Consider the following 26,295-nt stretch of genomic DNA (forward strand, 5'->3'; position numbering starts at 1 on the left):
CGAGTCTAACCAGCCCGGAAGGGCCTGACAACCGATTGCCAAAGAACTGGCAACTTACGGGGGCCGCGCTAGGCGGCCCCAAAACGGGGCAAATGGTTTGTTTCGCGCGACCGCTGTCCGTATCCTCTCAAACAGGGACAGGGGAACCTCATGACTGACCAAATCGAACGCGACCAGACCAAGCTCTGGAATCGCGACTTCAGCACGCTGTGGTGGAGCGAAGCGGTATCTTTCTTCGGAAGCCAGCTCACCCTGTTCGCGATTCCCGTCGTGGCGCTCCAGCTCCTTGACTCTTCCGCCTCGGATGTTGCCTGGATAAACACGGCAGCCGGACTGGGAACCGTGTTCTTTCTCGGGCTTCTGGGGCCCACTTCAACCTTTTCACCACAGCGATCCAATCGGTTTATGTCACCCACGCGTTGCGCACAGGATCCATGACGCCGGCCGAGATTGGAATCGCTGGAGCTGCCGGTGGAGTCATCGGCCTGCTATCCATGGGGGTCGCACCTTGGGTGTGGGACAGGTTCCGGCCCGTCTGGGCACTGCTACCGACATTCATGCTGCCTGCCCTCGCAGGCCTCGGCATGCTCTTGATCACGCCGGGGCAAGACATGGCGAACGTGCTCCTTCTCGGGCTTTCACTCGGCTTCTGGGCGTCTTGCGTGATGGTCAACATCACCGGAACGGAAACACTCAAACAGCTTCTTATTCCCCAGGAAGCCATCGGGAGATTCTCTTCCGCCAGCAGGGTCCTCACATGGGGTATCGACCCGATCGGTGCAGCCGTTGCCGGCGCGCTCGCTCTCTTCCTCCCGACCGGCGGCGTGCTCGCCGTGGCGAGCCTCGGCGTCGTGACCTCGGGGTGCTGGATTGTCGCTTCGACCGCCGTTCGCGAATTGCCGCTACTGTCCGCGGTCGAAATGGCATAGCCGAAGGAAATAGCCCCGATTCCTTGCTCAACGAAGCGGCCGAACATGGCCCTGGCCAGGGGAAAGTCCGGCGCGATTTGCTATGGCACAGAGGCCCACCTGCTGCCAAGATGGGCTCCATGGGCTCTTCTGACACGGCGCCTGACACGGCGTCACCCCCTTTGGCCGAACCGGTTGTCCTGGTTGTCATGGGCGTTTCGGGCTCCGGGAAGTCCACGGTTGCCGCACTCTTGGCAGGCCGGCTTGGCTGGGCCTTTGAAGAAGGCGATGCCTTGCACCCCCAATCAAACATCGACAAGATGGCGGCGGGGCATCCGCTCACGGACGAGGACAGATATCCGTGGCTGGAGAGGATTGCCCGGTGGGTCGACGAGAGGCTGGATCACGGGGAAAACGGCGTCATCACGTGTTCGGCCCTCAAACGGTCCTATCGAAGCATCATTAACCACCGAGGTTCAGGCGTCGTCTTCGTTTTTCTGTCCGGGACGCCCGAGACCATCAGTGCACGGCTGGCCGAACGCCACGGCCATTTCATGCCGGCCAGTATGTTGGGGAGCCAGTTCGAGACTCTTGAGGAACTGTCCCCGGATGAGCCCGGAATCCGGATCGACGTTGGTCCGGCTCCGGGAGTGATCGCCCAACAGATCATGGACAAGTTCGGCCTGCGGCCGAGCGGAACAGGACGAGAACCATGAACGGAATCTCCATCCTCAGCAGACCCTTCGCCGGGGTCGCCACCGACGCCACCACGGATGCGATGCATCAACCATGGACGGCCCACGACACCCAAGTGCTTGTGGTGGCCGCCGTCGGGATCGCGATAGTTGTCTTACTGATCGTCTGGGCAAGAATGCATGCTTTCCTCGCATTGAGCATCGGCGCCCTCTTCGTCGGCATTGCCTCCGGTATTTCCTTGGACAAAGTAACCACCTCCTACGAAAACGGCGTCGGCGGGGTGCTGGGCTACGTCGGTGTGCTGATCGCGCTGGGAGCCATGCTGGGCAAACTGTTGGCTGATTCCGGAGGCGCGGACAAGATCGTGGACACACTCCTCCACGGCCGGCCTGCAACTCTGCCTTGGAAGATGGCACTCATCGCCAGCATCATCGGCATCCCCATGTTCTTCGAGATCGGGCTCGTGCTGCTCATTCCCGTTGTGATGCTCGCTGTGCACCGTTCCAAGGGGCCCGCGATGCGCCTGGGCATTCCGGCGCTGGCCGGGTTGTCGGTGCTCCACGGGTTCATCCCGCCACATCCGGGCCCGTTGGCCGCGATCGGCGTCCTGCGCGCCAATGTCGGCGTCACCCTCGCGTTTGGACTGCTCATCGCCATTCCGACCGTCATCATCGCAGGTCCCCTCTTCGGCCGTCTCGCCGCACGGATAGTACCGATCGGAGCCGCAGGCGCCGGCCTCGCCGTTTCTGTTGGCGCCGAGAATGCCGGGCCGGCCAGATCGCAAGGGCCCGGCGCAAAAGCCGCGAGTTCCCGCGGCGACACACCCGCGGGCAAGGCACAAGATCCGCAAGCCACGCGCAGCCCCTCCTTTGGCTGGACCCTCGTGACCCTGCTTTCTCCGTTGGTGCTCATGCTCATCAAGGCCGGCGCAGACATTTGGATGGACAAGAGCGCACCGCTCCGGCCGCTGCTGGACTTCATCGGCGATCCGGTCTTCGCGCTTCTCGTGGCCGTTCTGCTGGCAATGGTGACCTTCGGTACCCGGGTCGGTTTTTCCGCTTCCGTCCTGACAAGCAAGATCGGCGAGAGCCTTTTGCCGATCGTCGGCGTGATGCTTATCGTCGGCGCAGGCGGCGGCTTCAAACAAGTACTCGTCGACGGCGGTACCGGAACCGCGATCGCCAAGATCGCCGTCGCGGCTAGCCTCTCCGCACTCGTGCTGGGGTGGATCATCGCAGTTCTGATCCGTCTCGCCACCGGCTCGGCGACGGTTGCCACGGTGACAGCCGCAGGAATCATCGCGCCCTTGGCGACGGGTTTGTCGCCGGCTCAGCTGGCCCTGGTTGTGCTCGCCATCGGTGCCGGATCGCTGTTCTTCTCCCACGTCAACGATGCGGGCTTCTGGCTGGTCAAGGAATACTTCGGACTGACCGTGGGCCAAACGATCAAGACCTGGTCGGTCATGGAAACCATCATTTCCGTCGTCGGATTCGGATTCACGCTGTTGTTATCCGTTTTCGTCTGACCAGGACCCGACTGCGCAGGGGTCGCTCGGATGGTCCCTACGGCGTCTCCGGCATGTCGGCGGACCGCACGCTGCGCCGGATGATGCCTAGCTGTTCGAGCTGGGCAGACATCCCCGCACCGTCCGGAGAGTAGATCCAAGGGATCCCCGGGGTGGGCGGCGCTGAAGACTTGGACCGCCCGCCTGCCAGCACCGCTTCCCCGACGGAAAGCTGGCGGATGGCGATTGCCCGCACGTTCTGCGGATGGCGTTGGGCGAACTCGGCGTAGATCGCCTCGTCGTGCTGTCCATCGTCGCCAACCAGCAGCCACTTGACGCCGGGGAACTCCGCCGCGAGGCGTTCCAACGAGGTCCTCTTGTGCTCCTGGCCGCTGCGGAACCAGCGATCCGGGGTGGGACCCCAATCGGTCAGGAGCTTCGGACCGGCCGGATACAGATTGCGGGACAGGAAGCGCGACAGCGTTGGAGCCACGTTCCACGCTCCGGTCGACAGGTAAACCACGGGGGCCGAGGGCTCGGTACCCACAATCCGTTCATACAACACCGCCATGCCGGGCGTCGGGGTTCTCGCATGCTCATCCAGCACGAACGTATTCCAGGCGGCCAGGAAAGGGCGCGGCAGGGCCGTGACCATCACGGTGTCGTCAATGTCGGAGACCACACCAAAGTGTGCGTCGTCCGCAACAATTTGCACCGGGGCTTCCACGATGCTGGATCCGCCGGATTGCAGGGTGACTGTGTGCCAGCCGGCGTCGAGGGCTGCCGGGATACGCGCGTCGACCACACCGCCGCGGTCGGCTTCAACCTCGTGCACCGTACCCGCAATCGTCACCCGCACGCTGGCGTTCGCCACGGGCGCGCTCGTGAAATTGCGCCAGCCGCGTATGCCGTCCTTCAGCGGTTTGAGCGCACCTTCCTGGCCGCCGCTGCCGCAATCCTGCGGTTCACTTCGGACGATGCGCGCCAAAACCCGGACCCAGGAAGTGGTGCCGTAACCGGTATAAGGGATGACGGTCACTACCCGGCCGCGCCGGATCGCGAGACGCGTCTGGAATCTGAGCCAGGCATCGTCGATCCTCAGCGCCAGATGGCGGCCCGCGCCGCTCGACGACGTCGGGCCCCCGTTCTCAACGCTGTTGGACAGAGCGCTCGGTTTCGCAGGGAGGGCACACATATGTCCAGTCTGACATGGTCACTGCTTTGTCCCGGCGTGGATCCGCCGCAGAGTCCGCGGTAGGCTCCGTCTGAGCTGTGCAAGCCAACACCTGGAGGTTCTCCCATGTCGCGCATCCTACGGTTCGACCACGTCGGCGTCACCGTCCAGGACCTCGACCGCGTAACGGCGTTCTTCGTGGGCCTCGGGCTTGAGGTCGAAGGCCGGACGTTCGTGGAAGGCGAGTTCATCGATACGGTCACGGCGCTCCCGGACTCCCGTACTGAGATCGTCATGTTGCGGACGCCAGGTGGCGGAACAGGGGTGGAGCTGTCCAGCTTCGTCAGGCCGGCCCCGCAGCCCGGATCGCCCGCCGCCATGGCCAACCAACTCGGGCTACGGAGTCTGTCCTTCGAAGTCGACGATCTTCACGCACGGATCGATCGGCTCGCTTCGGAAGGATATGGACTGGTCGGCGGCATCGGCGAGTACGAGGGCGCTTGGCGCATGGCCTACGTGCGCGGTCCAGAGGGAATCATCGTGGCATTGGCTGAGCGGCTCAGCTGAGGCAGAGCACCGGGCGTTCCTTCATAGCGGAGGGTCTGCGGCGCGACATATCGGGGCAATTTCATTTTATGCATTACCACTTTCATCGTGTACTAATAAGTGGACTTATTAATTGCGAGCGGCCTAGCCAGGCCCTCGCATAATTTGGGGGATAACTTGAAAACCATTCGATCTCTAGGCGCCTCGACCAAAGTGGGCCTGGCCGCTACATTCCTGTTGTTTATTTTGGCCTGTACCACAGGCGCTCCCGCAGTGTGGCTCCTGTTCCTTTTCCTTTTCCTCATCGTCACGGCCTTGTACACAATGGTCACCGGAAGGCGGTCATGGGCCCATCTCCCAAGCCGCAAGATAGGCATCGCGGCATTTGCGGGAAGCCTGGTCATCGGTTTCGTCGCTGTGGGCGGGGCCGCCGCTGCCACGTCCATTGCGCCGGTTTCGCATGTGCAGCCTCCCAGCTCAAGCCAGCCCTCTACTGCTCCAGCTCCAACATTGGCAAGTCCGAGCCCGTCGCCTTCGGATACTCCGACCTCGAGCCGAGCCGCCTCACCCAGCGCGTCCCCCACTCCAACGCCGACACCGTCTCCCACCCGGACCGTTTCCCCAGAGCCAACCACAGCCGCAGTGGTACCCGCGCCGCCTGCGGCACCCGTCGTTCCGCCAGCGCCTCCGGCCCCCGCACCAGTTCCGGTCCCCGTTCCTCCCGCTCCAGCGCCAGCCCCCGTCCCTCCCGCTCCAGCGCCAGCCCCGGCCACGAACTTGGTGCAAGGGGTGATCCCCGGCGCTTTCTGCCCCAACGCAGAGGTTGGAATGCAAGGAATTTCCGCCGCAGGGAACATCTACACATGCGGAGGCAAAGGCCCGGACAAGAACGGCCACTACCACTGGAACTCATAAGGAACGCGGTCGGATTCTGCTGGACCGTTCCCTTCGTCGCCATTGCCGGTCCCGTGATTCGGCGGGCTCGGCAATTGCCCATTCGAATGATTGAGCAGAATCCGACATCCGGGCGAGAGCAATATCAAGGCCCGGGCCGTGGCCCGCAAGTGTTGGTGTTCCTCAGATACCGCTGCTCGTGAGGGCGTCCTTGATTTGGTCAATGCTCGGCACGCCAGCCAGGCCGAGCGGAGTGCGGTAGACCCGGCAAGCGAGCTCCTGGGCCGGTGCCCTGTCGGGAAAGATGTCGGTCCCATTGAAAGTGATCGTCGGTGATCCTGCGAACGCGGTCCCGACCGTGTCCTTCGCGGATTCCATCAACCGCATCCTGACCGCCGTGCCTCCGTGCCCCAAGGCAGTCAGAGCCGCGCCCAAACGCCGGGCTGCTTCATCGGTATTCGGACAGTCGCTGATATGAAGCACTTCGATGTTCATGGGTACATTCTCCTCTTTTGAGCCTCGTGCTTCGGGGGCCCAAAGGGTTGTTTCCATGACCGCGCTGATTTACTGCCGCCCATTGTTCATTCCACAGTCATGAAAGATGCATCCATTCAGGGTCCAAGGCGTGATATTAACAGTCGGTGAGGGACACTGAATGCAATGCGATGCCGTATAGCCAGCAGAATGCGCTGGTATTGGGTGAGCTCGGGTTTGAGGCAATTGTTCTGCCGGGTTCCACCCAGGCGCTTGACGTTGATGAACTTTTCAGGGCTGACAGCAGCCTGCGCGGAGTGGTTGTCGATTCCCCTTCCGGCCCTGCGTTGTTGAGCCGGAACCAACTGGAATACAAGATGTCGGGCCGTCTGGGGTTCGGCCGGGCGCTGCATGCCCGGGCGACGGCCGCGGACATGCTCGGCGCATCCCATTTCTCGGTCTCGGATCGGCTCGGAATGTCCGAGGCCGTCGCGGTCATCCTGGAGCGGCCCGAAGCGAGCCGCTACCAGGACCTGCTCGTTGTCGGCGAGGGCGCACCGCGGATCGTGCCGGTCTCGGAAGTTTTCGAAGGCCTGTCGGCCGTCTTCCGGCATGCTTCCCTGCACGATCCGCTCACAGGGCTGCCCAACAGGCGCATGCTCGAGCTTGAAGCGCCAGCCCTAACCCGCAATACAGACCGCTCCCGGATCGGGATCCTCTTCATCGATTTGGACGACTTCAAGGGCGTCAACGACACTTTCGGGCACCGTGCCGGAGACATCGTGCTCGCCGAATTCGCCGCCCGCCTTACAGGATGCGTCCGGGACGAAGACACCGTGGTCCGGCTTGGCGGGGACGAATTCGCGGTGTTGCTGGTCGGTGTGGACGAAGCCGAGGCCGGAGCCGTTGCCGACCGGGTGCTGGAGTGCATGGACGAGCATTTCGTCGTCGACGGCCAGCACCTGGACGTAACGGCCACGGTCGGCCTGGCGATGGCGAGTGATGTCACGGACGAGGGTGCCTTGAGTCGGCTCGAGGCAGTCCTGCGCCACGCTGACGGTGCGATGCTCAACGCCAAACAGGCGGGAAAACGCCGCGTCGGTCGGATCTGCCCTGCGGTGGACGTCGGCGGCTTCGCCCGCGAGGCCCTGATCCGCCGCCGCCTTCCGGGCGCACTTCGGGAGGGCACGTTGAGCCTGCAGTACCAGCCGCTCCGCGACCTGGCTACCGGGGAGGATCACGGCGTCGAAGCCCTCGTGCGCTGGACGGATCCCGAACTGGGCCAGGTCCCGCCTTCCGAATTCATTCCCGTCGCCGAACATACCGGGGAAATTCTCAGGATCGGCGCCTGGGTCATCGACCAAGCCTGCGGGCAGGCACGGCTGTGGTCCGACGCCGGGACGCCGCTGAGAGTCGCCGTCAACGTTTCTCCCCTTCAGTTGGCGTCGGGAACGCTGGTCGCCGAGGTCCTCGGCGCATTGGACAAGCACGGCGTCCCTGCAAACCTCCTGGAGGTCGAAATCACCGAAGGAACGGCAATCACGGACAAGTCCGGGGCCGCGGCGCAACTTCAGCAACTGATCGACACCGGTGTCGGGGTAGCCCTCGATGACTACGGGACCGACTACTCCACCCTCGCGCTGCTTCGCGCCCTTCCCTTGACGACCGTCAAGATCGCCAAGTCCTTTATCGACGAAATCGATACGGACGAACGTGCCGCGGCCATCGTCAACGGACTTATCCACGTCCTGCAAGCCGCGGGAGTCAAAACGACCGCCGAAGGTGTTGAGCGAAACACTCAACTCGCCGCATTGCGCGGCATGGCCTGCGACACAGCCCAGGGCTACCTGATCTCACGCCCGGTAGCCCCTGTCGACGTCCCGGCGGCCACCTGCAGCCGATGACCATCGGCAACCGCGGCCCCCACTGAAACTGCGGCCCGGGCCTCAGAGCGAGTATCGGCGGGACCGTCCGGGAACGAGGTCCTTGACTACGGAGATTTTGCCTGTCACCGTGACGGCAAACCATCGGCCCGATGAATGGTCCAGGCCGGCGAACCGTCCCGGTTCGGTTGGGATGAGCTCAATTGTTGCGTTATCAACGGCGTGAAACAGGTTCCACCTGCCCGCTGATTTGCTCCCTGCGACGTATCCCCGGGTTTGGAGGTCGTAGACATGAATGCGGTCCTCGCTCACATCCCCACTCATCACGACAAGCCGGCCGGTGTCCATCTCCTTGATCAACCGGGCCTTGGACGACGTGCTTAGCCGTCCGGTGACATAGGCGATTGCCCGTTCGCGGTCGTCAATCATCAGGGCCTCCGATAGCTCTCCACGCCCGCCACGACGTGGTAACTGTCCACCATGATTTCGTGCCCCAGGCGCCCGGCCGTGCTCACCGGATCCTTCAATTCTCGGGCCCACCCCGGTGAGATCGGCCAACGCTCTCCGAACAACACATGACATGGTGGTGAAAGATCGGGGTTCATGCCCTGGCGTATCGGCTCAGCTTCCCGCGATCGCGACCCAGATGCCGGTGCAACCAGTGACCACCATGATGGCCGTGGTTCCCCACCCGAGCGCGGCGGCAAGCTTTCCGTTGCGGTATTCGCCCATGATCTTTCGATCTCCCGAGATCAGCATTGTGACGATGAGGAACGGGGCTGCGGCCACGCCGTTGACGATGGCGCTCAGAATGAGGAGCTGGATCGGGTCTTCGACAAAGAACGTGATGAGCACTCCGCCAAGGGTCGCAACGCCGAGGAGGGTATAGAAGACAGGGGCGCGCCGGACACTGCGGTCAATACCCCACTGCTTACCCCAGAGACCTGCCAGACCGGCAGAAGCCGAGCCGGCCAAGACGGGGACACCCAGGACGCCGGATCCCACGAAACCCGCCGCGAAGAGGAACTTCGCCGCTGGACCGACGATCGGCTCCAGCGCCCTCGCCGCATCGGCGGCTGAACTGATCTGGCCGCCGTGTTTCCCGACCGTCGCGGCGGTCGCAGCAATGATCGAGAACATCACCAGCACGGAAAAGAACATGCCTATGAAGACATCTGCCCGCGCGGCACGTAACTTGTTGTTCGCGGAGGACACGGGCCGGGCCTCCAAGCTGACCGCATCGTCGCCGTCGTCGTTCTCTTCCCGAAGCTCCTCAACCCGGTGTGCGCTCTGCCAGAAGAACAGATAGGGCGAGATCGTGGTACCCAAAACAGCGACTATGAAGCCCAAATAGTCGAGGCTGAATCGGAAGTCCAGTCCCAGCAGGCCCGCGAGGACGTCCCGCCAGTCGATATCCGAGACGAACAGGACGCACACGTAGGCGAGAAGCGTAAGGCAAAGCCACTTGAAGATCTTCGCCATGACCGAAAATCGGCCAGCCACCAGGGCGACGGTTATGCCGATGCCGGCCAGCGCAGTCCACAGCTGATCAGGACCTGCGCCGAGCATCTGCATCCCCTGCCCCACCGCCATGAGGTCAGCCGCTGAACTCATAGTGTTTGCCCCAAGTAAGGCGACTGTCAGGATGCCGATCACAATGCGCGGTTGGCGGTCAAACCGACGCCGTGCCAAGGTTCCCAGGCTGTCACCCGTGGCGAGGGCCGTGCGGTCACAAATCTCCTGGACGCCCATCATGAGCGGCAAGGTGACCGGAACGGTCCAGAGCATCCCGTAGGAGAACGCCGCCCCTGCCTGGGCGTAGGTGGCGATGCCCGAAGGATCGTCGTCTGCAGCTCCGGTCACCAAACCCGGGCCAAGGATGCCGAAGAATCGCTTCAGGAGTGAGCGTTTGGCACGCACAACACCTCCCACCGGTAGATACTAAGCATACTGATGATCCTTACAGCTTAGGGCAAAGAGGCCTCGCCGGTCGTCCGAAATTGAAGGTAATCCGCTCCTTCGGAGGCTTTTCACGTTCAAAAATGATCAGTACGCTTATTATCTGGGACTGAGTCACCGGCCAGCCGAACTGCAGGGATCGTGACCCGAAAGCCGCAAGCACGTGACAACGCACATCGACGCAAGCCCGTAAGGAGAGTTGCGATGCTCCGTCCGTCATCCCATTGGGGCGTTGCCGACGGGACCGCCCGCGGCGCCGCAGTAGACATCCTCATCCCTACATACGAACGCCCGGAGGAACTCGCCGTAACCCTGGCCGGACTGGCCGCACAATCCGACCCGGACTTCCGGGTTGTCATCAGCGACCAATCATCCAACACCGTGGCGTGGGAATCGCCCGCGGTGGCGGCGATGGTCCGGGTCCTGAAGGCGCAGGGGCGCGTGGTTGAACTCCTTCGGCACGTGCCGAGAAATGGAATGGCGGAACACCGCCAATTCATGCTCGATCACGCCACCGCGGAGAACGTCCTCTTCCTCGACGACGACGTATGGCTTGAGCCGGAGAGCCTGAAACGACTCGATGAAGCATTGGGACAACTGGGGTGCGGGTTCGTCGGCATGGCCCCTCAAGGGCTTTCGTATATAGCCGACAAAAGGCCCGAACGAGCAACCAGCTTCTCCCCCTGGACAGGGCCGGTTCAGCCCGAACGGATCACTCCGGATACCGCTGCCTTCCAGCGTTGGCCCCTGCATAGCGCGGCCAACCTGGTCCATTTGAGCGCCGACCTCGGAATACGGGCAGGCCAGTGGCTCGCCTATCGGATCGCGTGGCTTGGAGGATGCGTCATGTACCGCACATCCGCGCTGAAGGAAGTAGGCGGCTTCGGCTTCTGGACAGACATTCCACCCACCCATGCCGGCGAGGACGTTTTGGCGCAGTGGCGGGTCATGGAGAAGTACGGCGGGGCCGGAATCCTGCCGTCCGGTGCCGTCCACTTGGAGGCGCCGACCACAATCCCGGACCGCAGCGTCCAGGCATACAACGAATACCCGAAAGGAAAGGAAACATCCGTCATGAACGACGTTCCAAACCCGATCCAGATCCAGAAATTCCTCGGTGGCATCGACTATCCCGCAAACCGGGAGACGCTCATCGCGCGTGCCAAGGAATCCGGAGCCGACGACAACGTCATTTCCGCATTGGAAAAACTGCCAGACAAGGAATACGGCAGGCCCACTGACGTGAGCGAAGCAATCTCCGGCACGTAAGGGGCCAGCCGCGGGCCGGGACGCCGGAATCCAGGGCTCATGCAGTCAGCGCCTGCCGGAGGCGTGGTTAATGCAGAACGGCGTCCACGGCCTTGCCTCGAGCCGTCCTTCCGAAATGGCGGAACCGCACACCGCGCACGTTCCGTAGCTTCTATCGGCGATCCGCTGCAGCGCGGCCTCGACTTGCTCGAGCCCGGACCTGCTCCGCTCCAACAGCGCCGAGGCCTGGGAAAGCTCGAACGCGATCGTGCTGCCTTCGGGATCGTGTTCGTCGTCGACATTGGACCCCTCCCGGGCCGCATTCACTGAGACGATGTCCTGGCGGAGGGAGCTGAGGAGGGCCTGCTTGCGGCCCCGCTCTTCCTCGAGCAGCTGCCGGAACCGCTCTACATTTTCCATGGTCTGCAAGGTTACCGCGGACGTCCGGACACTGCCACCGGCGGGCAAACCTTCGCACCGGTCGATAAGTTGGGTAACCACGTATGGAGGCTGGCGCTGTGCGAAAACTCATCTACGGCATGAACCTGACGTTGGACGGCTACATCGCCGCGGTCGGCGATGACATTGGTTGGAGCGGGCCGAGCGACGAGCTCTTCCAATGGTGGCTCGAGCAGGAGCGGGCGAGCAGTCTGTCGCTCTACGGGCGCAAGCTGTGGCAGACCATGAGCTCCTACTGGCCCACCGGCGACCAGCAACCCAACGCCACCCCGGCGCAGATCGAGTTCGCGCGGAACTGGCGGGACACGCCGAAAGTGGTGTTCTCCTCTACGATCGAGAAGCTCGACTGGAACACCCGCCTGGTCACGGGCGACGCGATCGGCGAAATCACACGGCTCAAGGCCGAAGATGGCGGCCCGATGAGCGTCGGCGGCGCAACGCTTGCCGGGGCGGCCATGCAAGCCGGGCTCATCGATGAGTACGTTCTGGTGACCCATCCGGTTCTGGTGGGCGGCGGCACGCCCTTCTTCGCCGCGCTGGACAAGTGGGTGAACCTGAACCTGGTGGAGACGCGGACATTTCCCGGTGGCGTCGTCATGACCAGGTACGAGACGAGGCGCCTGAGCATCCTGGACTAACGACCAAAAGACGACCAGTCGGGAATTATCGACAAACAGCGGGCAACCGATACCGAACGATCATCTCGTCGCAATCACCAAGCAACCTTGCCATCCCATGCTGGAACCGGTACGCATCATGTCTTCAGCAAAGGAACGCAATGACTGTCTCCGCCGTCCTAAGCAACCGCCACGTCAGCGACCGGCTCACACCAACAACCCTCGCTGCCCTCGACCTTACCGGTGACCCGGAGCTCTCCGAACTCCTTCTCGCGGCCCCCAAGATGGCGCGGGCGCTGAACGCAATCCTGAACCTGGACTTGGAGGAAGACGCACGCCGCCTCATCGCGGCGGAAATCCGCGAAGCCCTCCGTTAAGACGCGGTTATGCGCTTCAGGACCGCTTGGGCGGTTCGGCATCAATATATGAGCCTGCCACCTGAACGCGTTGATTTGCACACGTGCAGGAGGTTTCGATTTCCAGCCGGACTGTTACCGTCTGCTGATTCTCCGGCACATGGATGATGAGGCTCTTTTCGAGCACCGTTGGGCTGTTCATTTTGGTCCTTTGAAAGTTAGTTCCGGGGAATGGGCGTTCGGTTACTTGATGCCCGTGTTGGCAATGCCGGTGACGATTTGCCGTTGGAAGAACAGGAAGAGAATGATCACGGGCAGAACCGTCACCACGCTCATGGCGATGATGAGGTTGAAAGGAACGGTTTCCTCAGCCGTGAACCGGGCGAGGGCAACCGGCAGGGTGTAGACAGACTCGCTTTGGGCAACCACCAGGGGCCACAGGAAATCGTTCCACCGCCACATGATGGACAGGATGGCGACGACGGCAAGCGCCGGCCGGCACATCGGAAGAACGATCCGGACAAAGACGCGGAACTCCCCTGCCCCATCCACCCGCGCTGCTTCTATGAGCTCGTCGGGAATCGAGAGCATGTACTGCCGCAGTATGAACACCCCGGTTGGCGTGGCTGCTGCGGGGATGATGAGACCCCAGAGTGTATTGACCAGGCCCAGGGACGCCACAACCTGGTACACAGGGAGCAAGATGACCTGCAGTGGGATCATGATGGTGGCGAGGGTCAGAAGGAACAGCCCGTTTTTCCCCCGGAAGTTGTACTTCGCCAAGGCGTAGGCGGCCATGGAGTTGATGGCCAAGGTAAGCAACGTCGCGCCGAGGGTTACGATGACGCTGTTGGTCAGGTACAAGGGGAAATTGAACCGGGTCATAGCCTCCGTGTAATTCGAAAGCCCCCAGGACTCGGGCAATAGCGTGGGCGGCCGCTTGGAGAGTTCCGCCGGTGTCTTGAACGACCCGAGAACGAGCCACACGATGGGGATGAGGGCGAGCAGGGCTGACGTCACCAGGATGACTACCCTCAATGCGTCCGTCGAGGTGACCTTCCTCCGGCCCGTGGACGTCCACGTTTTGGACGGAGCGATCTCGGGAGCGCTTTCGGTTACGGTGCTGTTGCTCATGCTGCCTCCCTTTTGCGGCCGATCATCCAGTTGACGATGGTCAGCGCGAATATTGCACAGAACAGCAGGACGCTGCCGGCTGAAGCGACGCCGTACCGGATGGGCGAGACGAAGCCATTTTCGTAGATGTACTGAACGATGAGCGTCGTTGCGCCCACAGGGCCGCCGCCTGTCAACGTGTAGATGAAATCAAATGCTTGGAACCCGTGAATCGTGGCAAGTACGACGACGACGAGGATGCTGGGCTGCAGCAACGGGAACGTGAGGCTGATGAACTGCCGCCAGCGTGACGCACCATCAATTTTTGCCGCCTCGTACACCGACGGGTCGATACTTTGCAGACCGGCCAGAAGGATAAGCATGTAGAAACCCACCTGCATCCATGTCCCGACGCCAATGACGACGACCATGGCGAGGTTGTTATCCACCAACCACGGGACCTCCGGTATTCCGAAGGAGCGCAGGAAGGTGTTGATGAGGCCGTTTTGGCGCTCAAGCATCCAGTTCCACACCAGGCCGGCGACGACGGGCGAGATCAAGACGGGGACGAAGAACACCGACCGGAAGAAGGTCCGGCCCCGCCGCTGCTGGTCAACAAGGACGGCCAGCATCACGCCCAGCACAACAGACAATACGACGAAGGACAGAGCATAAACGACCGTGTTCCTGACGATGCCCCAAAAATCCTCGTCCGTGAGGATGCGCTGGTAGTTGCCGGCGCCCTCCCACCGGAACGTGCGGCCGTTGGACGAGGAGTACATCGAGATGTTGAAGCCGTTGATAGCCGGCCAAACGGTGAAGAGGCCAAAGATCGCCATGTTCGGCAGCAGGAAGAGATAGGGAACCAGACGCATCTTCAACGACGCCTTGCGCTGCCGAAGGCGTGGCGAGGCTTGTATTGCTGCCATTAGTGCAGTTCCTGTACGAGGGATTGGGTCTTCTTCTGCAGGTCTGACACCGCTGTCGACAAGTCTTTCTTTCCACCTACGACGTCGGACACTGCATTGACGAGCTCAGTGGCAGAACCAGTGAAAGCCGGATCAGAGTTGGCGGCGTATCCAAGCTCGGGAGTACGCGCCAGGTCTTTCAGGAAGACGTCCATGTCCGCTTGACGGGCCGGATACGCAACACCTTTTTCAGACAGGTCTTTACGCGTGGGCAGGAAGCCTCCGGCTTTGATGAAGGTTGCCTGGTTTTCGGTCGTGTTCATGAACCGGATGAACTCCGCTGCGAGCGCAGGGTTCTTGCTCTTTTGAAGGGCAGCCATGTACTTGCCACCCGGGAAACCACCGCACTTATCAGCGCACGGGTTGGGGGCGGCGGCCCACTCAAACTTGGCGTTCTTGGCGAACTGACCCACCTGCCAGTTGCCGGAGAGGTAGACCGGGGCATCCTGTGCGAGGAAGATTTCGTTGGCACCCGAGTAGCGGGATCCCGAGCCGAGCCAGAAGTCCCGGGGCATCCGGTTGTCACGCATCATGTCGATAAGGGGCGTCAGTGCCTGTTTCGCTTTCTCAGTATCCAGCGCGGACTTTCCGTTTGCGACCAGTGCCGTGCCGTACTCGTTGAGGATCGTCGAGAGTCGGTGTCCGGACTTATCCATAGCAAAGGCGTACTGTGAGCCAGTTGCCTTCTGCACCTTGGTGGCAGCGTCGATCATTTCCTTCCAGGTCCACGGCTTCTCGGGATCGGGTAGGCTGACGCCGGCCTTCTTGAACATGTCCACGTTGACGAACGGGCCGTTGAGCGTCAGGTCGGACGGGACGGCAAGCATCTTGCCATCCTGGCCGGTTGCGCCGACCGCGGGTCCGGGGAGGAATTCCTTGGCATAGTCTTGGCCAAGGTAGCTGCGCAGGTCCAGGAGGTCGTCGCGGAAGTCGGTCAAACCTGTCAGCCTAACGACGTCGGGAGCATTCCCACCGGAGAGCCTGGCCTGGACCGAGGTCACGAGGTCCTTGTAGGGCAAGGTCTCCAGGTTTACCTTGACTTTGTACTTTTCCTCGAACTTCGAGATGAGCTGGGCGGTCGCCTCCGCGTCCGGCCCATCAGTGAAGTAAACGTAGTTGAGGGTCTTACCCGCAAACTGTGCCGGATCCACACTCTGCACAGCGGACGGCCCCGCGGCCGCGCCCTGGCCTTCGACCTGTCCCGGTGCACATGCAGCAAGCATTCCGACGGCGGCAAGCCCTGCCAGCAAACGTGCTGTTGTTCGCATTTTCTTAACCACTTACATCCTCCTCGATGATGGTCGCCCCTCGGGCGATACTGATATGGCGATGCTTATAAAAGGGAGCGGCACATTAGTGGCGCAGTCGGGTCCTCGTGAGCCCGGACGCTTCCCGTGCCAGGTTCGTCACCTTTTCCCAGTCGTTGTTCTCCATGGCTGCGCGCGGTGTGAGCCAGCTGCCCCCGACGCAGGCGACATTTGTGAGCGACAAGTACCCGGGCGCGGATTCAAGGCTTACCCCGCCCGTCGGGCAAAACAGCACGTCCGGTAGGGGCGCTCCGATGGCGGCGAGGTACTCCGGGCCGCCGGCTGGGCCGGCGGGGAAGAACTTCAGGGCCTTCAGGCCACGTTCCAGCACAGTCATCACTTCGCCGACGGTCGCCACTCCGGGAAGCACTGGAATGTCGAGTTGCAGCATGTGGTCCAGCAAAAAAGGCGTGACGCCGGGACTGACCAGGAACTGCGCACCAGCGGCAACTGCGGCTTCCGCCTGACCGGGGGTCAGGATGGTGCCCGCGCCGACCAGGATGTCCGGCACTTCCTCGGCGATGAGTTTCAGCGAGGTGAGCGCGGAGTCGGTCCGCAGCGTGAGTTCGATGACGCCGACGCCGCCGTCAATCAATGCCCGGGCCACCGGAACGGCGTGCTGCGGGTCTGCGATGGTGACGACCGGGATGACCGGGGACACGTGAAGGACGCTGGTCGCGTCAGCCATGGTTGGTCTCCTTTCGCAGGCTCGTGAGCCTGTTGTCAAAGTTCCCTGCGGCGTGCGCACGGGTTTGCTCGAACGTCGGGATGAAGCCTGTGCCGCCCTTGCCGCCCACCACCAAGGAGGAAGCGGCAGCGCCGTAACGCGCCGCCGTCGGGAAGTCGTCCCCGAGCACCAGGCGGGCGGTCGTTGTCCCTACGAAGGCGTCCCCTGCGCCGGTTTGGTCCACCACGGAGGGCGCGGGAATGGCGGGGACCCAGGCGGACACTCCGTCCGCATCGAGCTGGACCCCCTTGGCGCCGCACGTCACGGCGACGTTCGCCGTGCCCAGCGAGCGGAGCCGGCCGGCGACCTCCTCCGGGGAGCCTGCACCCAGCAGCGCACTTGTCTCGCCGGGGAAGGACGGTGTGACCAAGAAGGCCAGCGGTGCCAGTTCGGTGAGGGCCGCCGTCGCACTTTCCGCGGTGGTAAGGCGGGGACGGAAGTTGGGATCGTAGACGAATCGATGCGCAAGGGAGGCAGCCTTGACGACGGCGGCGCGTGACGTCGTCGAAATGGCACAGGCAATCCCGCCGGCCACCACGGCTCCGGCCGCCTTGAAGACTGCCGGGTCGACGTCGTCCGGTCCGAGCGTTGACCCGACGCTGCCGGTGCGGGCGTAGGAGAACTCACGTTCGCCGTCGGGATCGCTGTGCACCAGGTAAACGCCCTGCTGCCCGCGGCGGAACGTCAAGAGCGCCGTGGAGATGCCGAGTTCCGCGACCCGGGCGGCGATGGCGCGGCCCAGCTCGTCGTCGCTCAGCACAGACAGCAGGCCCACCCTGGCGCCGGCTGCGGCTGCTGCCGCGGCGACGTTGAGCGCGTCACCGGAGATGCCCAGCCGCGCCGGAACGCCATGGCCGAAGGGCAGGTCCGTGGCGACTTCGACGAGGGTCTCCCCCATCACCACCACGTCGAAAGTGTTCTGCATGCCGTTCACCAGTCGTGCACCGATCCGTCAAGGCGCCGGTTCACCGGCAGGTATTTGGGCTCGAAGGGGAAGCGTGCGGCGGCTTCTTCGTTGAACTCCACGCCCAGGCCGGGCGCGTCGCCGGGGTGCATGTACCCGTCGTTGAACGTGTAGGAAGTAGTGAAGACCTCGCTGGCCGGGTCGCGGTGGCCCATGTATTCCTGGATGCCGAAGTTGGGGATGGACATGTCCACGTGGAGGGCGGCGGCGAAGGACACCGGGGACAGGTCGCCGGCACCGTGCGAGCCGGAACGGACGCCGTAGAGGTCGGCGAGGGAAAAGATCCGGCGCAGGTGCGTGATGCCGCCGGCATGCGAGACCGAGGTGCGGATGTAGTCGATCAGGCGTTCGGTGATGAGCTGCTGGCAGTCCCAGATGGAGTTGAACACCTCGCCGACCGCGATGGGTGTGGTGGTGTGCTGGCGGATCAGCCGGAACGCCGACTGGTCCTCGGCCGGCGTCGGGTCCTCGATCCAGAACGGCCGGTACTGCTCGAGCGAGCTGCCCAGCCGCCCGGCCTCGATGGGCGTCAGCCTGTGGTGGACATCGTGCAGGACATGGACCCCGTAGCCGAACTGCTCCCGGACGTGCGCCATCATCTTCGGGGCGAAGTCTAGATATGCCGTGGTTTCCCACGTGTCCTCCTGCGGCACGTTGCTGCTGGCGGGCTCGTAGAGTTTTCCGTCCACTGGCGCGATGCCGTAGGTCTTGTCCAGGCCGGGCACGGCTGCCTGGGCCCGGATTGCCTTGTAGCCGAGGTCCAGGTGGTGCTGGAAGTCTGCACTGAGATCCTCCAGGGTGGCGCCGCTGGCGTGGCCGTACACCATCACGCCTTCACGGGCCGCGCCGCCCAGGAGTTCGTAGACGGGCATGCCCGCGGCCTTGCCCTTGATGTCCCAGAGGGCGACGTCGATCGCGGCGATCGCGGTCATGGTCACCGGGCCCCGGCGCCAGTAGGCGCCCTTGTAGAAGTACTGCCAGGTGTCCTCGATCCGGCGGGCGTCGCGTCCAATCAGCAACGGGCACAAGTGCTCCGAGAGATAAGACGCGACGGCGAGTTCCCGGCCGTTGAGGGTTGCGTCGCCGATGCCGGTGATTCCGTCCTCGGTTTCAATAACGAGCGTCACGTAGTTCCGTCCAGGCGACGAAACCACAACCCGTGCGTCGGTGATTTTCACTGCTTAGGTCCTTTGTCCGTTTGTCATCTGGCGGGCGTTAGAACTCTTGCCGCCAGCTGCGCCTTGACACTGATTTCCGCGGCTTTGAGGGCGTGCTCCTGCGTCATCGCGGTCTCGGTGCGGTCCAGGCAGTCACGAATCAGCGCGCCGAAGAACGGGTAGCCCACGCGGCCGGTTGCATTGATGTGCTGTTCGCCGTCCTTGTTCACCAGGAACAGGTTGTCGGCGCCGTCGTCGGTTGCGATGTTGATGTACTTGCGCAATTCGATGTAGCCGTCCGTGCCGAGAATGATGGTTCGACCATCGCCCCAGGTGCGCAGGCCGTCGGGCGTGAACCAGTCAACGCGGACGAAGCCGGTGCTTCCGTTGTTCATGACGATGTGCGCGTCACCGAAATCTTCGAACGCGGAGTGTTCTGGATGTGAGTAGTTGGCAACGGTTGCGCTGACGACTTCGGCATCCGTGGCCCCTGTGAAGTACAGCATCTGCTCGAAGTTGTGGCTGCCGATGTCGCAGAGGATTCCGCCGAACTGGTCCCTGTCGTAGAACCAGTCCGGTCGGGAGCCCGGGGCGCCGATCCGGTGCGGGCCGAGGCTGGTGACCTGCAGGACGGCGCCTATGGCGCCTCGCTCAATGAGCTGCCCGGCGAGGACGGCCGCTTCGACGTGGATGCGTTCGGAGTAGTACACCGCATATTTCCGGCCGGTCCGGGCCGTGGCTTCACGGACGGCGTCGAGCTGCTCGAGCGTTGTCAAGGGTGCTTTGTCGGTGAAGTAGTCTTTTCCTGCCTCGATGACGCGCAGTCCAATCGCAGCGCGTTCGGAGGTAATGGCAGCGCTGGCGACCAACCGCACCTCCGGGTCGTTGAGGAGCTGGGCCTCGCTGGCAGCGACCTGGACGTCGGGGAATTTCGCACGAAACGCGGCAACTCTGGCTGGATCGGCGTCGTAAACCCATTTGAGTGTGCCTCCGGCACCGAGCAGACCTTCGGTCATCGCGTATATGTGTCCGTGGTGCAGGTGCGCAGCCGCGAAAATGAATTCCCCGGGTTTGACTAAGGGTTGGGGCATGGGAGCGGGCGCATACGTGGCGCCGTCGGAGTTGGGCATCTTGAGACTTTCTCTCGTTCGGTCAGTCGGAGGCCGTGCTTGTCGCGGCGCCTACGATGATGTCGCCGGTGAGTTCCCTTACGGACTCTCGTTTTTCGTAAAAGTGCGGGGCACGTTGGAGCAGACCGCCGGCCCGGTAGTACGGGTCGTCAGCGCCCAGTGGCAGGTCGACAACTTCGTGCTCGATGCCGGCTTTGTAGATCGCAGTAACGATCTCGACGGCGTTGCGGCCGTCGATACCGTCCGCGGTGGGCGCGTGTCCGGCACGGATAGCCGCCATCACGTCGCCGATCTGCCCGGCGTGGCCTTGATGAGCGAGCGGAACATGGGCGTCGGCCAGCGCGTTCAGTTTGTCGACGAGTACGGGGTTGCCGCCCTCGCGGGGGAATCCGTTGGGCTGGGATACTTCGGCGGTGACGCGCCATGGCTGCGAGATCCGCGCGTATTCACCCTGGATAACAATCTCCTGCTCCTCGCCGTGGTGCACGACAGAGCTGGTCAGTTGCGCCAAACCGCGTCCGTACTTGAGGATCGCGACGGAGAGATCCTCTACCTCGGCGTTGTCGTGCTGCGCGTTGGTGATCATGGCGACGGCCTGGCTGGGCCTGCCCATCAGCCACAAGGTCAGGTCAATGTGGTGGATGGCATGGTTGAGCGTGCACCCGCCGCCCTCGGATTCCCACGTTCCCCGCCACCACAAGTCGTAGTACGGCAGGCCACGCCACCAGGCGGAGTCGATACGCATATGCGACACAGAGCCGATGAGGCCGGACACGACCGCTTCCTTGAGGATGGCCATATCGTCGCGGAAGCGGTTTTGTGCGACCACGGACAGAACCTTTCCGGACCGCTTCTGCGCGGCGAGCATCGCGTCGCATTCTTCAAGGGACGGTGCCATGGGCTTTTCGACCAGCACGTTGACGCCAGCATCCAACGCCGCGATAGAGAGTTCGGCATGGCTGCTGGGCGGGGTGGCAATACTGATCAGATCGAGTCGGCCGGCAGCGATGAGTTCTGCGGGGTCATCATAGGTCGCGGCGTCAACCAGGCCGAACGCTTCTGCCTTTTTCGCCGCCTTCCCGGGATGGATGTCCGCCAGCGCGACTATTTCGCATTCGCCGGGGAACTCCAGATATCCGCGAATGTGGGCATCCGCGATTCCTCCGGTGCCGATGATTCCGATTTTGAGCATTCGCTCGTCTCTCTCTCCGTGAAGCAAAACAGGAGCAGCCCACGAAGTGCCATGGGACCCCTGGTGCCTTAAGTTGCCTTGAAATGGGGGCTTTCACGAGACCAACACGTCCTTGTGGTACGTATTAGTAATACGTATCTGCTAGTATGAGACCAAGATCACTAAAGCGTCAAGAGGCAGATCGATAACTGGCAGGAGAAGCTGCATGGGTCGAGTTCCAACCAGCCGTGACGTCGCCGCGCGGGCGGGAGTGTCGCAGTCCACGGTCTCAAACGTCCTGACAGGGCGGCCGGGTATCTCACAAGCAACACGTGAGCGTGTGCTTAAGGTCGCCGAAGAGTTGCGGTATCGCCCAAACCTGGCGGCGCGCTCCATGCGGACGCAGCGCACCGGCCGGTTGGCCCTGGTGCTGCCGACCACCACCTGGTTTGCGTCCAAAATCCTTGCCGGGGCAACCCAGGCAGCCCAAAAGGCCGGCTACACCATCGAGTTCCAGACACTCCCGGGCGACTTGCGCGCCAGGCAACAACGCCTCGATGAGATCGTCTACTCCGGCCAGTTTGAAGGAGTGCTGTCTTTCGCGCCGGTGCAACCAGGCCCGTCCAACGAGGACGGAGCGACCCTCTTGTCCCTGGCCGAGTTCGATGACGATATGAAAGTGTCCGGGGACCTCACTGACCCCGCACCTCTTGTCACCATGATGGAAGAACTGGCATCGCGCGGCCACCGGCAGTTCCTCCACATCACCGGAGCGTTGGACTACCGTTCGGCCAGGGCGCGCCGGGATGCCTACCTCATGACCGTCGAAAAACTCGGGCTCCAATCCGTGGGCGTCATCGAAGGAGATTGGTCAGGAGAGTCAGGGCTCAACGCAATTCGCGATCTTCCCGAGGGGGCCGCTCCCCTGGCAGTCATAGCGTCCAACGATTTGGTCGCCACCGGGGTGGTTCGTGGCGCGCTGGAGCGGGGATGGACAGTACCTGGCGATCTTTTCGTCACAGGGTGGGACGACTTGGATTCCAGCGCACTCCAAGTCCCGTCAATTACTACTGTCTCCTTGGACTACCAAAGGCTTGGTTCCCGATCAGTTCAGCGACTAGTTGCCGCCCTGCGAGGTGAGCCGGAACCCGCTCCCGAAGGAGGACTGCAACGCATCATCTGGCGTGAGTCCACCGGCGACTTCCCTTAGCGGGGCGGCTTTAGTCAAAGTCCCCGCGGCGGTCGAAGGTCAGGCCGCCGGGAACCTGGAACGTGGGCCATCGCAAGTCATCCTTGAGTGCGATTCAACCCCTCGTCGAGGGTCCCGATGTAGCAACCGTTAGTCGGCCGGCGCGATGTGCCGGCGCAACCGCATTCCAACATCCCGGAGGGACCATCACCGACGAACGGGTTTTTCGGCGAAAACGTGTGGTTTCCGTGTGGTCTTCCCGTCTTGATAACAAAAGGCCCTCCCACTCAGCGTTTCCGCTGGCCGGAGGGCCTTTTTCTGTGGAGCTAAGGAGATTCGAACTCCTGACCTCTTCGATGCGAACGAAGCGCTCTACCAACTGAGCTATAGCCCCTGGTCAACTGACGTTGCCAGACCCTAGGCTACAAACTTTCTTCGCGCTTCGCCAACCAGGCCTCGAACGTCTCGGTTCCGAGGCGCTGCTCCGGAATGAGGTTAAGCCCGTTCCGGAGGAATTTTCCCATCGCTCCGGGCAGCGGCAGTTCGATAATTCGTCCGCGAAGTCCCAGGGAGTTGCGCCAAACCTCGGCGAGTTCGCGCATCGTCCGGATCTCCGGCCCTCCGATGGTCCGGACCCGGTGCCGCTCCGGGGATGACTCCCCCAGCGCTTCGTCAAGCAACACGGAAGCGACGTCGGTTGGCGAGATGGTCTGGAAGCGCGCCCCTTTGAAGACCGGGATGAGGCGAATTTTGGCCCCCGCTTCGAAAACCTCGGTCATGAGGCTGTGGAACTGGGTGGCCCGGACAACAACTGTCTCAAGCGGCGAACGTGCGTAGACCCGCTCCTTGTCCGCTTTGGAGACATAAAACGCCGCGCCACTCTGATCGCAGTTAATGATCGAGGGAAGAACCGCCCTGCGGACATCCGCCGCAGCGGCCGCCGCGAGCAGGCGCGCGCCGCCGTCGGCGAAATTCCTGCGGGCCTTGCCGGACCGCCCTTCCAAACAATCGATCACGACGTCGGCCCCGCGGAGGGCTTCTGCCAGCCCGGTGCCTGTGGTGACATCAGCCTGGAAGTAGCGGGCGCCGTCGTGACGCGACTGCGAGGTGCCCGACGGCGGGCGGCGGCTCAGCACCGTCACGTCCAGTCCGGCGTCGAGCGCCAAACGGACTACTTCACGGCCCACTTGCCCCGTGCCACCTGCGACGCAGACTGTAGGCAAGGAAGGCTAGGCCCTGCGGCGCTGCAAAACGTCGTCGAGGTTGCTAAGGGCGCTCTGCGGCTTGCTTGACTGAGCCTGGACCCCCGCGCCAACGGTCGGCGCGCTGGCCGGTTTCAGCGTCGGCTTGCCGAGCGGCTTGGGCGCCTCAGGCAAATCCAGGGGTTCAGGTGCCGGCCGAGGCGCCTTGGCGGCGTCGACGTATGTCGGTTTGGGCACGTCCACCGGCTGCCACTCAGACTCTTTGGAATCCGACGGCAAACGGACGGTCTTGTCCCCCGCGGCTTCGGCAACGCTGAGCGCGGCCTGACGAAGCTCGAAGGCGGTCAGACGGGTCGCTTCCGGGGCATGGGCTTCAGCGTCGAAAATCTTGGTGGCCGGCCGCTCCGGCGCCGGAGGACTTACGCGGGGGCTCTCAACCGCGGGACCCATTGCAGACCGGAAGGCCCTGTTCAGCTTCGCCCTGCGGTCCCTAATGGCGAGCCGCCTGAGCAGGACGACAGTCCCGACCACACCGGCGATGGATACCAGGGGCAGCCATCCCGAAACGAGGCCAAGAATGCGAAGCACGCCTGAAACAGCTGCGGTGAGCAGCAACAGGAGACCGGCGAGCGCCAGGGCGCAGCGTCCGTATCTGACTTTGAAGACCGCCGCATCCGATGCAGCATCACGTCGTTCGCCGGCGTCGGCCGACGCCTCGGGCAATGCGGGTGCGGTGCTCTGCATGGTTTCCATTGCTTTCTCCTGCCGAGGGGTGATGGGCAGAACCACCCCGGCTTGCAGTTCGTGAGCGTCTTCGTCGATAACATCTGCCAGCATGTCACCGGCCACCAGGACGTGGTTGTGACGATTCCGCAGCATGTATGGCGCAACCCAAACAATCCACAGGGCAACGGCAATGACCAAGATCACCGAGCTGCTGAGAGGGAAGTCCACAATCAAAACCGTAGAAGCAAATACGCAGAGGCCACCGCATTCCCCCCGGTGTGTCGCCGCAGAGCCCGCAAATCAATGGATTTACCGGCTCTCATCCGCCGAGGCGGCTAATTGGCCCGGCGCCTCAGCCAGGCAGCAAGCAAACCGCCGGGGACCTCCTCCGAGGTCAACGCGAAGCTCCGGTGGTCAGCCCATTCTCCGTTAATGTGGAGGAACCGCTCACGGCGGCCTTCGTCGCGGAATCCCAGCTTCTCAACAACCCGCAAGCTGGGACCGTTCTCGGGCCGGATGTTGATCTCCATCCGGTGGAGGCCAAGGGTCCCGAAGCAGTGATCGGTGGCCATGGCGACCGCGGTGGGCGCTATTCCGCGTCCGGCGCGCGCCTGATCCACCCAGTAGCCAAGCGTGGCCGTCATCGCCGACCCCCACATAATCGAGGAGACCGTTAGCTGACCGACGATCCTGGGTTCCAGGAAGCCGGGAATACGCTCAGTGATCACAAACGGCAGTGCGGTCGCTTGCCGCGCCTGCGAGTTCAGGGAAGCCACCATCTGCCGGTAGTTCGGCAGGCGACCGCCCGGGGAGGGATTTGAGGCTTCCCAGGGCGCCAACCAATCACTGTTGCGTGAGCGGACCTCGGTCCATTCCTTCTTGTCGCGGTAATGGATGGGACGCAAGATGAGATCCCCGCTCTCCAGCGTCACCGGCCAAATGGCGGCCCCCCACACAGGGGGCTACTTGTTGAGGCCGGCAGCGAAGCCGGGGAGCCACTCTCGCAGGCCGGGACCGAGGTCTTCACTGTCGCATGCGAGCTGGACGCAGGCCTTGAGGTAGCTGAGCTTGTCCCCGGTATCGTAGCGACGGCCGCGGAATACAACTCCGTAGACACCGCTGCCTTCACCCTCGCCCGCAGCCAAGACTTGAAGGGCGTCCGTCAGCTGGATCTCTCCCCCGCGGCCAGGTTCGGTCTTCTCGAGAACTTCAAAAACCGCGGGGTGAAGCACGTAACGGCCGATCACGGCCAAATTCGACGGAGCTTCATCGGCCGCTGGCTTTTCCACCAGTTGCTTGATGCGGACAAAGCCGTCCTCGCCCATGTCCTCGATGTCCGCGCTGCCGTACGCGCTGATCTGGGAAGGCTCGACCTCGATGAGCGCCACAACGGATCCGCCGGTTTTTTGCTGGACCGCGATCATGTCGCTGAGGAGGGTGTCCCGGGCATCGATGAGGTCATCGCCCAGAAGAACCGCAAAGGGTTCGTGCCCGACGTGCTGCTTTGCACGCAACACGGCGTGTCCGAGACCCTTGGGGTCACCCTGGCGGAGGTAGTGGATGTCGCCGAGGTTGCTGGTCGCCTGCACGGAGTCCAGCTTTGTGGTGTCTCCCTTGGCTTCCAAGGTCGCTTCGAGGGCCGGCACCCGGTCGAAATGGTCCTCCAACGCCCGTTTGTTGCGGCCTGTGATCATGAGGACGTCATTGAGTCCTACACTGACGGCTTCTTCGACAACATATTGGATGGCCGGTTTGTCGACCACCGGGAGCATCTCCTTGGGCATGGCTTTAGTAACAGGCAGAAATCTGGTGCCGAGTCCGGCAACGGGGATAACGGCCTTGCGGACGGCGCAGTTATTGGAGGTCACCGGACTAATCTAACGGAATGAAGCGGACATTGGGCAAACAGGAACCTGCCGCGCA

At 62.9% G+C, this 26,295-nt stretch carries 28 protein-coding genes and 1 tRNA gene; 10 read left to right on the forward strand and 19 right to left on the reverse strand.

All coding sequences use genetic code 11. From position 1 onward, the window contains the following. The first annotated feature begins 150 nt into the window (after window positions 1-150). From L0B83_RS04135 to L0B83_RS04150, 4 genes are all read left to right on the forward strand, one after another. Window positions 151-438 (forward strand): hypothetical protein, encoded by a 288-nt coding sequence (locus tag L0B83_RS04135; RefSeq protein WP_234757146.1) that lies wholly within the window; start codon window positions 151-153, stop codon window positions 436-438. Further along, entirely contained in the window at window positions 435-929 is a 495-nt protein-coding gene (locus L0B83_RS04140; RefSeq protein WP_234757147.1) for a hypothetical protein, read from the forward strand. The genes L0B83_RS04135 and L0B83_RS04140 overlap by 4 nt, the downstream gene beginning before the upstream one ends. A 119-nt stretch (window positions 930-1,048) precedes the next feature. Further along, a complete protein-coding gene (locus L0B83_RS04145; protein WP_234757148.1) occupies window positions 1,049-1,624 on the forward strand; it encodes a gluconokinase in 576 nt (191 codons plus the stop codon). Continuing rightward, window positions 1,621-3,129, forward strand: coding sequence for a GntT/GntP/DsdX family permease (locus tag L0B83_RS04150; RefSeq protein WP_443627138.1), 1,509 nt, complete (start codon window positions 1,621-1,623; stop codon window positions 3,127-3,129). The genes L0B83_RS04145 and L0B83_RS04150 overlap by 4 nt, the downstream gene beginning before the upstream one ends. 37 nt (window positions 3,130-3,166) lie before the next feature. Here the strand turns inward: L0B83_RS04150 and L0B83_RS04155 are convergent, their stop codons facing one another. Beyond that, a complete protein-coding gene (locus L0B83_RS04155; protein ID WP_234757149.1) occupies window positions 3,167-4,303 on the reverse strand; it encodes an App1 family protein phosphatidate phosphatase in 1,137 nt (378 codons plus the stop codon). Window positions 4,304-4,408: 105 nt separating this feature from the next. Between L0B83_RS04155 and L0B83_RS04160 the strand changes: the two genes are divergently transcribed. Then, a complete protein-coding gene (locus tag L0B83_RS04160; protein WP_234757150.1) occupies window positions 4,409-4,849 on the forward strand; it encodes a VOC family protein in 441 nt (146 codons plus the stop codon). Between the two features lie 1,056 nt (window positions 4,850-5,905). Here L0B83_RS04160 and L0B83_RS04165 read toward each other — a convergent pair. Beyond that, window positions 5,906-6,217 (reverse strand): thioredoxin family protein, encoded by a 312-nt coding sequence (locus L0B83_RS04165; RefSeq protein ID WP_234757151.1) that lies wholly within the window; start codon window positions 6,215-6,217, stop codon window positions 5,906-5,908. A 146-nt stretch (window positions 6,218-6,363) separates the two neighbouring features. Here L0B83_RS04165 and L0B83_RS04170 point away from each other — a divergent pair, with 146 nt between their 5' ends. Further along, entirely contained in the window at window positions 6,364-8,100 is a 1,737-nt protein-coding gene (locus tag L0B83_RS04170) for a putative bifunctional diguanylate cyclase/phosphodiesterase (RefSeq protein ID WP_234757152.1), read from the forward strand. 42 nt (window positions 8,101-8,142) lie between these two features. Here the strand turns inward: L0B83_RS04170 and L0B83_RS04175 are convergent, their stop codons facing one another. Together L0B83_RS04175 and L0B83_RS04180 are read right to left on the reverse strand one after the other, a co-directional pair. After that, window positions 8,143-8,508 (reverse strand): hypothetical protein, encoded by a 366-nt coding sequence (locus L0B83_RS04175; protein WP_234757153.1) that lies wholly within the window; start codon window positions 8,506-8,508, stop codon window positions 8,143-8,145. Window positions 8,509-8,700: 192 nt separating this feature from the next. Further along, entirely contained in the window at window positions 8,701-10,011 is a 1,311-nt protein-coding gene (locus L0B83_RS04180; protein WP_234757154.1) for an Nramp family divalent metal transporter, read from the reverse strand. A 231-nt stretch (window positions 10,012-10,242) separates the two neighbouring features. Between L0B83_RS04180 and L0B83_RS04185 the strand changes: the two genes are divergently transcribed. Beyond that, the gene (locus tag L0B83_RS04185) at window positions 10,243-11,307 is read left to right on the forward strand and encodes a DUF2795 domain-containing protein (RefSeq protein ID WP_234757155.1); all 1,065 of its coding nucleotides are present in this window, start codon (window positions 10,243-10,245) and stop codon (window positions 11,305-11,307) included. 45 nt (window positions 11,308-11,352) lie between these two features. On the opposite strand, the gene L0B83_RS04190 is transcribed toward L0B83_RS04185, so the two are convergent. Beyond that, window positions 11,353-11,706 carry a TraR/DksA family transcriptional regulator gene (locus L0B83_RS04190; protein WP_234757156.1) on the reverse strand — a complete coding sequence of 118 codons (354 nt, stop codon included), beginning with the start codon at window positions 11,704-11,706 and terminating at the stop codon, window positions 11,353-11,355. A 98-nt stretch (window positions 11,707-11,804) separates the two neighbouring features. Between L0B83_RS04190 and L0B83_RS04195 the strand changes: the two genes are divergently transcribed. Together L0B83_RS04195 and L0B83_RS04200 are read left to right on the forward strand one after the other, a co-directional pair. Next, a complete protein-coding gene (locus tag L0B83_RS04195; RefSeq protein WP_234757157.1) occupies window positions 11,805-12,383 on the forward strand; it encodes a dihydrofolate reductase family protein in 579 nt (192 codons plus the stop codon). A gap of 140 nt (window positions 12,384-12,523) precedes the next feature. Continuing rightward, window positions 12,524-12,739, forward strand: coding sequence for a hypothetical protein (locus L0B83_RS04200; RefSeq protein WP_234757158.1), 216 nt, complete (start codon window positions 12,524-12,526; stop codon window positions 12,737-12,739). Window positions 12,740-12,755: 16 nt separating this feature from the next. Here the strand turns inward: L0B83_RS04200 and L0B83_RS04205 are convergent, their stop codons facing one another. From L0B83_RS04205 to L0B83_RS04245, 9 genes are all read right to left on the reverse strand, one after another. After that, window positions 12,756-12,920, reverse strand: coding sequence for a hypothetical protein (locus L0B83_RS04205; protein ID WP_234757159.1), 165 nt, complete (start codon window positions 12,918-12,920; stop codon window positions 12,756-12,758). A gap of 41 nt (window positions 12,921-12,961) precedes the next feature. After that, complete coding sequence (locus L0B83_RS04210; protein WP_234757160.1) at window positions 12,962-13,852, reverse strand: carbohydrate ABC transporter permease; 891 nt, start codon at window positions 13,850-13,852, stop codon at window positions 12,962-12,964. Further along, window positions 13,849-14,760, reverse strand: a complete 912-nt coding sequence (locus tag L0B83_RS04215) for a carbohydrate ABC transporter permease (RefSeq protein WP_234757161.1) — start codon at window positions 14,758-14,760, stop codon at window positions 13,849-13,851. Before L0B83_RS04215 ends, L0B83_RS04210 begins: the two co-directional genes overlap by 4 nt. Continuing rightward, window positions 14,760-16,067, reverse strand: a complete 1,308-nt coding sequence (locus tag L0B83_RS04220; protein WP_234757162.1) for an ABC transporter substrate-binding protein — start codon at window positions 16,065-16,067, stop codon at window positions 14,760-14,762. The genes L0B83_RS04215 and L0B83_RS04220 overlap by 1 nt, the downstream gene beginning before the upstream one ends. Before the next feature lie 85 nt (window positions 16,068-16,152). After that, the gene (gene eda, locus L0B83_RS04225) at window positions 16,153-16,794 is read right to left on the reverse strand and encodes a bifunctional 4-hydroxy-2-oxoglutarate aldolase/2-dehydro-3-deoxy-phosphogluconate aldolase (RefSeq protein ID WP_234757163.1); all 642 of its coding nucleotides are present in this window, start codon (window positions 16,792-16,794) and stop codon (window positions 16,153-16,155) included. Further along, on the reverse strand, window positions 16,787-17,758 hold the full coding sequence (locus tag L0B83_RS04230; RefSeq protein ID WP_234757164.1) for a sugar kinase: 972 nt from the start codon (window positions 17,756-17,758) through the stop codon (window positions 16,787-16,789). The genes eda and L0B83_RS04230 overlap by 8 nt, the downstream gene beginning before the upstream one ends. A gap of 5 nt (window positions 17,759-17,763) precedes the next feature. Next, window positions 17,764-18,975: a D-mannonate dehydratase ManD gene (gene manD, locus L0B83_RS04235; RefSeq protein WP_234757165.1), complete on the reverse strand. Its 1,212-nt coding sequence runs from the start codon at window positions 18,973-18,975 to the stop codon at window positions 17,764-17,766. Between the two features lie 23 nt (window positions 18,976-18,998). After that, window positions 18,999-20,084 (reverse strand): Gfo/Idh/MocA family protein, encoded by a 1,086-nt coding sequence (locus L0B83_RS04240; protein WP_234757166.1) that lies wholly within the window; start codon window positions 20,082-20,084, stop codon window positions 18,999-19,001. A gap of 22 nt (window positions 20,085-20,106) precedes the next feature. Further along, window positions 20,107-21,276 carry a Gfo/Idh/MocA family protein gene (locus L0B83_RS04245; protein WP_234757167.1) on the reverse strand — a complete coding sequence of 390 codons (1,170 nt, stop codon included), beginning with the start codon at window positions 21,274-21,276 and terminating at the stop codon, window positions 20,107-20,109. A gap of 205 nt (window positions 21,277-21,481) precedes the next feature. On the opposite strand from L0B83_RS04245, the gene L0B83_RS04250 reads away from it, so the two are divergent. After that, window positions 21,482-22,465: a LacI family DNA-binding transcriptional regulator gene (locus tag L0B83_RS04250; RefSeq protein ID WP_234757168.1), complete on the forward strand. Its 984-nt coding sequence runs from the start codon at window positions 21,482-21,484 to the stop codon at window positions 22,463-22,465. A 300-nt stretch (window positions 22,466-22,765) separates the two neighbouring features. On the opposite strand, the gene L0B83_RS04255 is transcribed toward L0B83_RS04250, so the two are convergent. The 5 genes from L0B83_RS04255 to galU all read right to left on the reverse strand — a co-directional run bounded on the left by L0B83_RS04255 (window position 22,766) and on the right by galU (window position 26,240). Next, window positions 22,766-22,838, reverse strand: a tRNA-Ala gene (locus tag L0B83_RS04255). 28 nt (window positions 22,839-22,866) lie between these two features. Then, the gene (locus tag L0B83_RS04260; RefSeq protein WP_268820594.1) at window positions 22,867-23,667 is read right to left on the reverse strand and encodes an SDR family oxidoreductase; all 801 of its coding nucleotides are present in this window, start codon (window positions 23,665-23,667) and stop codon (window positions 22,867-22,869) included. 6 nt (window positions 23,668-23,673) lie between these two features. Continuing rightward, window positions 23,674-24,600, reverse strand: coding sequence for a hypothetical protein (locus L0B83_RS04265; protein WP_234757170.1), 927 nt, complete (start codon window positions 24,598-24,600; stop codon window positions 23,674-23,676). A gap of 107 nt (window positions 24,601-24,707) precedes the next feature. Next, a complete protein-coding gene (locus L0B83_RS04270) occupies window positions 24,708-25,328 on the reverse strand; it encodes a GNAT family N-acetyltransferase (RefSeq protein ID WP_234757171.1) in 621 nt (206 codons plus the stop codon). A 6-nt stretch (window positions 25,329-25,334) separates the two neighbouring features. Next, on the reverse strand, window positions 25,335-26,240 hold the full coding sequence (gene galU, locus L0B83_RS04275) for a UTP--glucose-1-phosphate uridylyltransferase GalU (protein WP_234757172.1): 906 nt from the start codon (window positions 26,238-26,240) through the stop codon (window positions 25,335-25,337). Between the last annotated feature and the right edge of the window lie 55 nt (window positions 26,241-26,295).

Source organism: Arthrobacter alkaliphilus, assembly GCF_021483235.1.
Classification (GTDB): Bacteria; Actinomycetota; Actinomycetes; order Actinomycetales; family Micrococcaceae; genus Arthrobacter; species Arthrobacter alkaliphilus.

What these genes read in the sequence shown, in the direction of transcription:
- L0B83_RS04250 (WP_234757168.1), top strand. Translation starts at nt 21,482, where the DNA reads ATGGGTCGAGTTCCAACCAGCCGTGACGTCGCCGCGCGGGCGGGAGTG.
- L0B83_RS04140 (WP_234757147.1), top strand. Translation starts at nt 435, where the DNA reads ATGACGCCGGCCGAGATTGGAATCGCTGGAGCTGCCGGTGGAGTCATC.
- L0B83_RS04245 (WP_234757167.1), bottom strand. Translation starts at nt 21,276, where the DNA reads ATGCTCAAAATCGGAATCATCGGCACCGGAGGAATCGCGGATGCCCAC.
- L0B83_RS04215 (WP_234757161.1), bottom strand. Translation starts at nt 14,760, where the DNA reads ATGGCAGCAATACAAGCCTCGCCACGCCTTCGGCAGCGCAAGGCGTCG.
- L0B83_RS04165 (WP_234757151.1), bottom strand. Translation starts at nt 6,217, where the DNA reads ATGAACATCGAAGTGCTTCATATCAGCGACTGTCCGAATACCGATGAA.
- L0B83_RS04150 (WP_443627138.1), top strand. Translation starts at nt 1,621, where the DNA reads ATGAACGGAATCTCCATCCTCAGCAGACCCTTCGCCGGGGTCGCCACC.
- L0B83_RS04175 (WP_234757153.1), bottom strand. Translation starts at nt 8,508, where the DNA reads ATGATTGACGACCGCGAACGGGCAATCGCCTATGTCACCGGACGGCTA.
- L0B83_RS04155 (WP_234757149.1), bottom strand. Translation starts at nt 4,303, where the DNA reads ATGTGTGCCCTCCCTGCGAAACCGAGCGCTCTGTCCAACAGCGTTGAG.
- L0B83_RS04205 (WP_234757159.1), bottom strand. Translation starts at nt 12,920, where the DNA reads ATGAACAGCCCAACGGTGCTCGAAAAGAGCCTCATCATCCATGTGCCG.
- L0B83_RS04190 (WP_234757156.1), bottom strand. Translation starts at nt 11,706, where the DNA reads ATGGAAAATGTAGAGCGGTTCCGGCAGCTGCTCGAGGAAGAGCGGGGC.
- eda (WP_234757163.1), bottom strand. Translation starts at nt 16,794, where the DNA reads ATGGCTGACGCGACCAGCGTCCTTCACGTGTCCCCGGTCATCCCGGTC.
- L0B83_RS04240 (WP_234757166.1), bottom strand. Translation starts at nt 20,084, where the DNA reads ATGCCCAACTCCGACGGCGCCACGTATGCGCCCGCTCCCATGCCCCAA.
- L0B83_RS04185 (WP_234757155.1), top strand. Translation starts at nt 10,243, where the DNA reads ATGCTCCGTCCGTCATCCCATTGGGGCGTTGCCGACGGGACCGCCCGC.
- L0B83_RS04230 (WP_234757164.1), bottom strand. Translation starts at nt 17,758, where the DNA reads ATGCAGAACACTTTCGACGTGGTGGTGATGGGGGAGACCCTCGTCGAA.
- L0B83_RS04210 (WP_234757160.1), bottom strand. Translation starts at nt 13,852, where the DNA reads ATGAGCAACAGCACCGTAACCGAAAGCGCTCCCGAGATCGCTCCGTCC.
- L0B83_RS04145 (WP_234757148.1), top strand. Translation starts at nt 1,049, where the DNA reads ATGGGCTCTTCTGACACGGCGCCTGACACGGCGTCACCCCCTTTGGCC.
- L0B83_RS04220 (WP_234757162.1), bottom strand. Translation starts at nt 16,067, where the DNA reads ATGCGAACAACAGCACGTTTGCTGGCAGGGCTTGCCGCCGTCGGAATG.
- L0B83_RS04160 (WP_234757150.1), top strand. Translation starts at nt 4,409, where the DNA reads ATGTCGCGCATCCTACGGTTCGACCACGTCGGCGTCACCGTCCAGGAC.
- L0B83_RS04135 (WP_234757146.1), top strand. Translation starts at nt 151, where the DNA reads ATGACTGACCAAATCGAACGCGACCAGACCAAGCTCTGGAATCGCGAC.
- L0B83_RS04200 (WP_234757158.1), top strand. Translation starts at nt 12,524, where the DNA reads ATGACTGTCTCCGCCGTCCTAAGCAACCGCCACGTCAGCGACCGGCTC.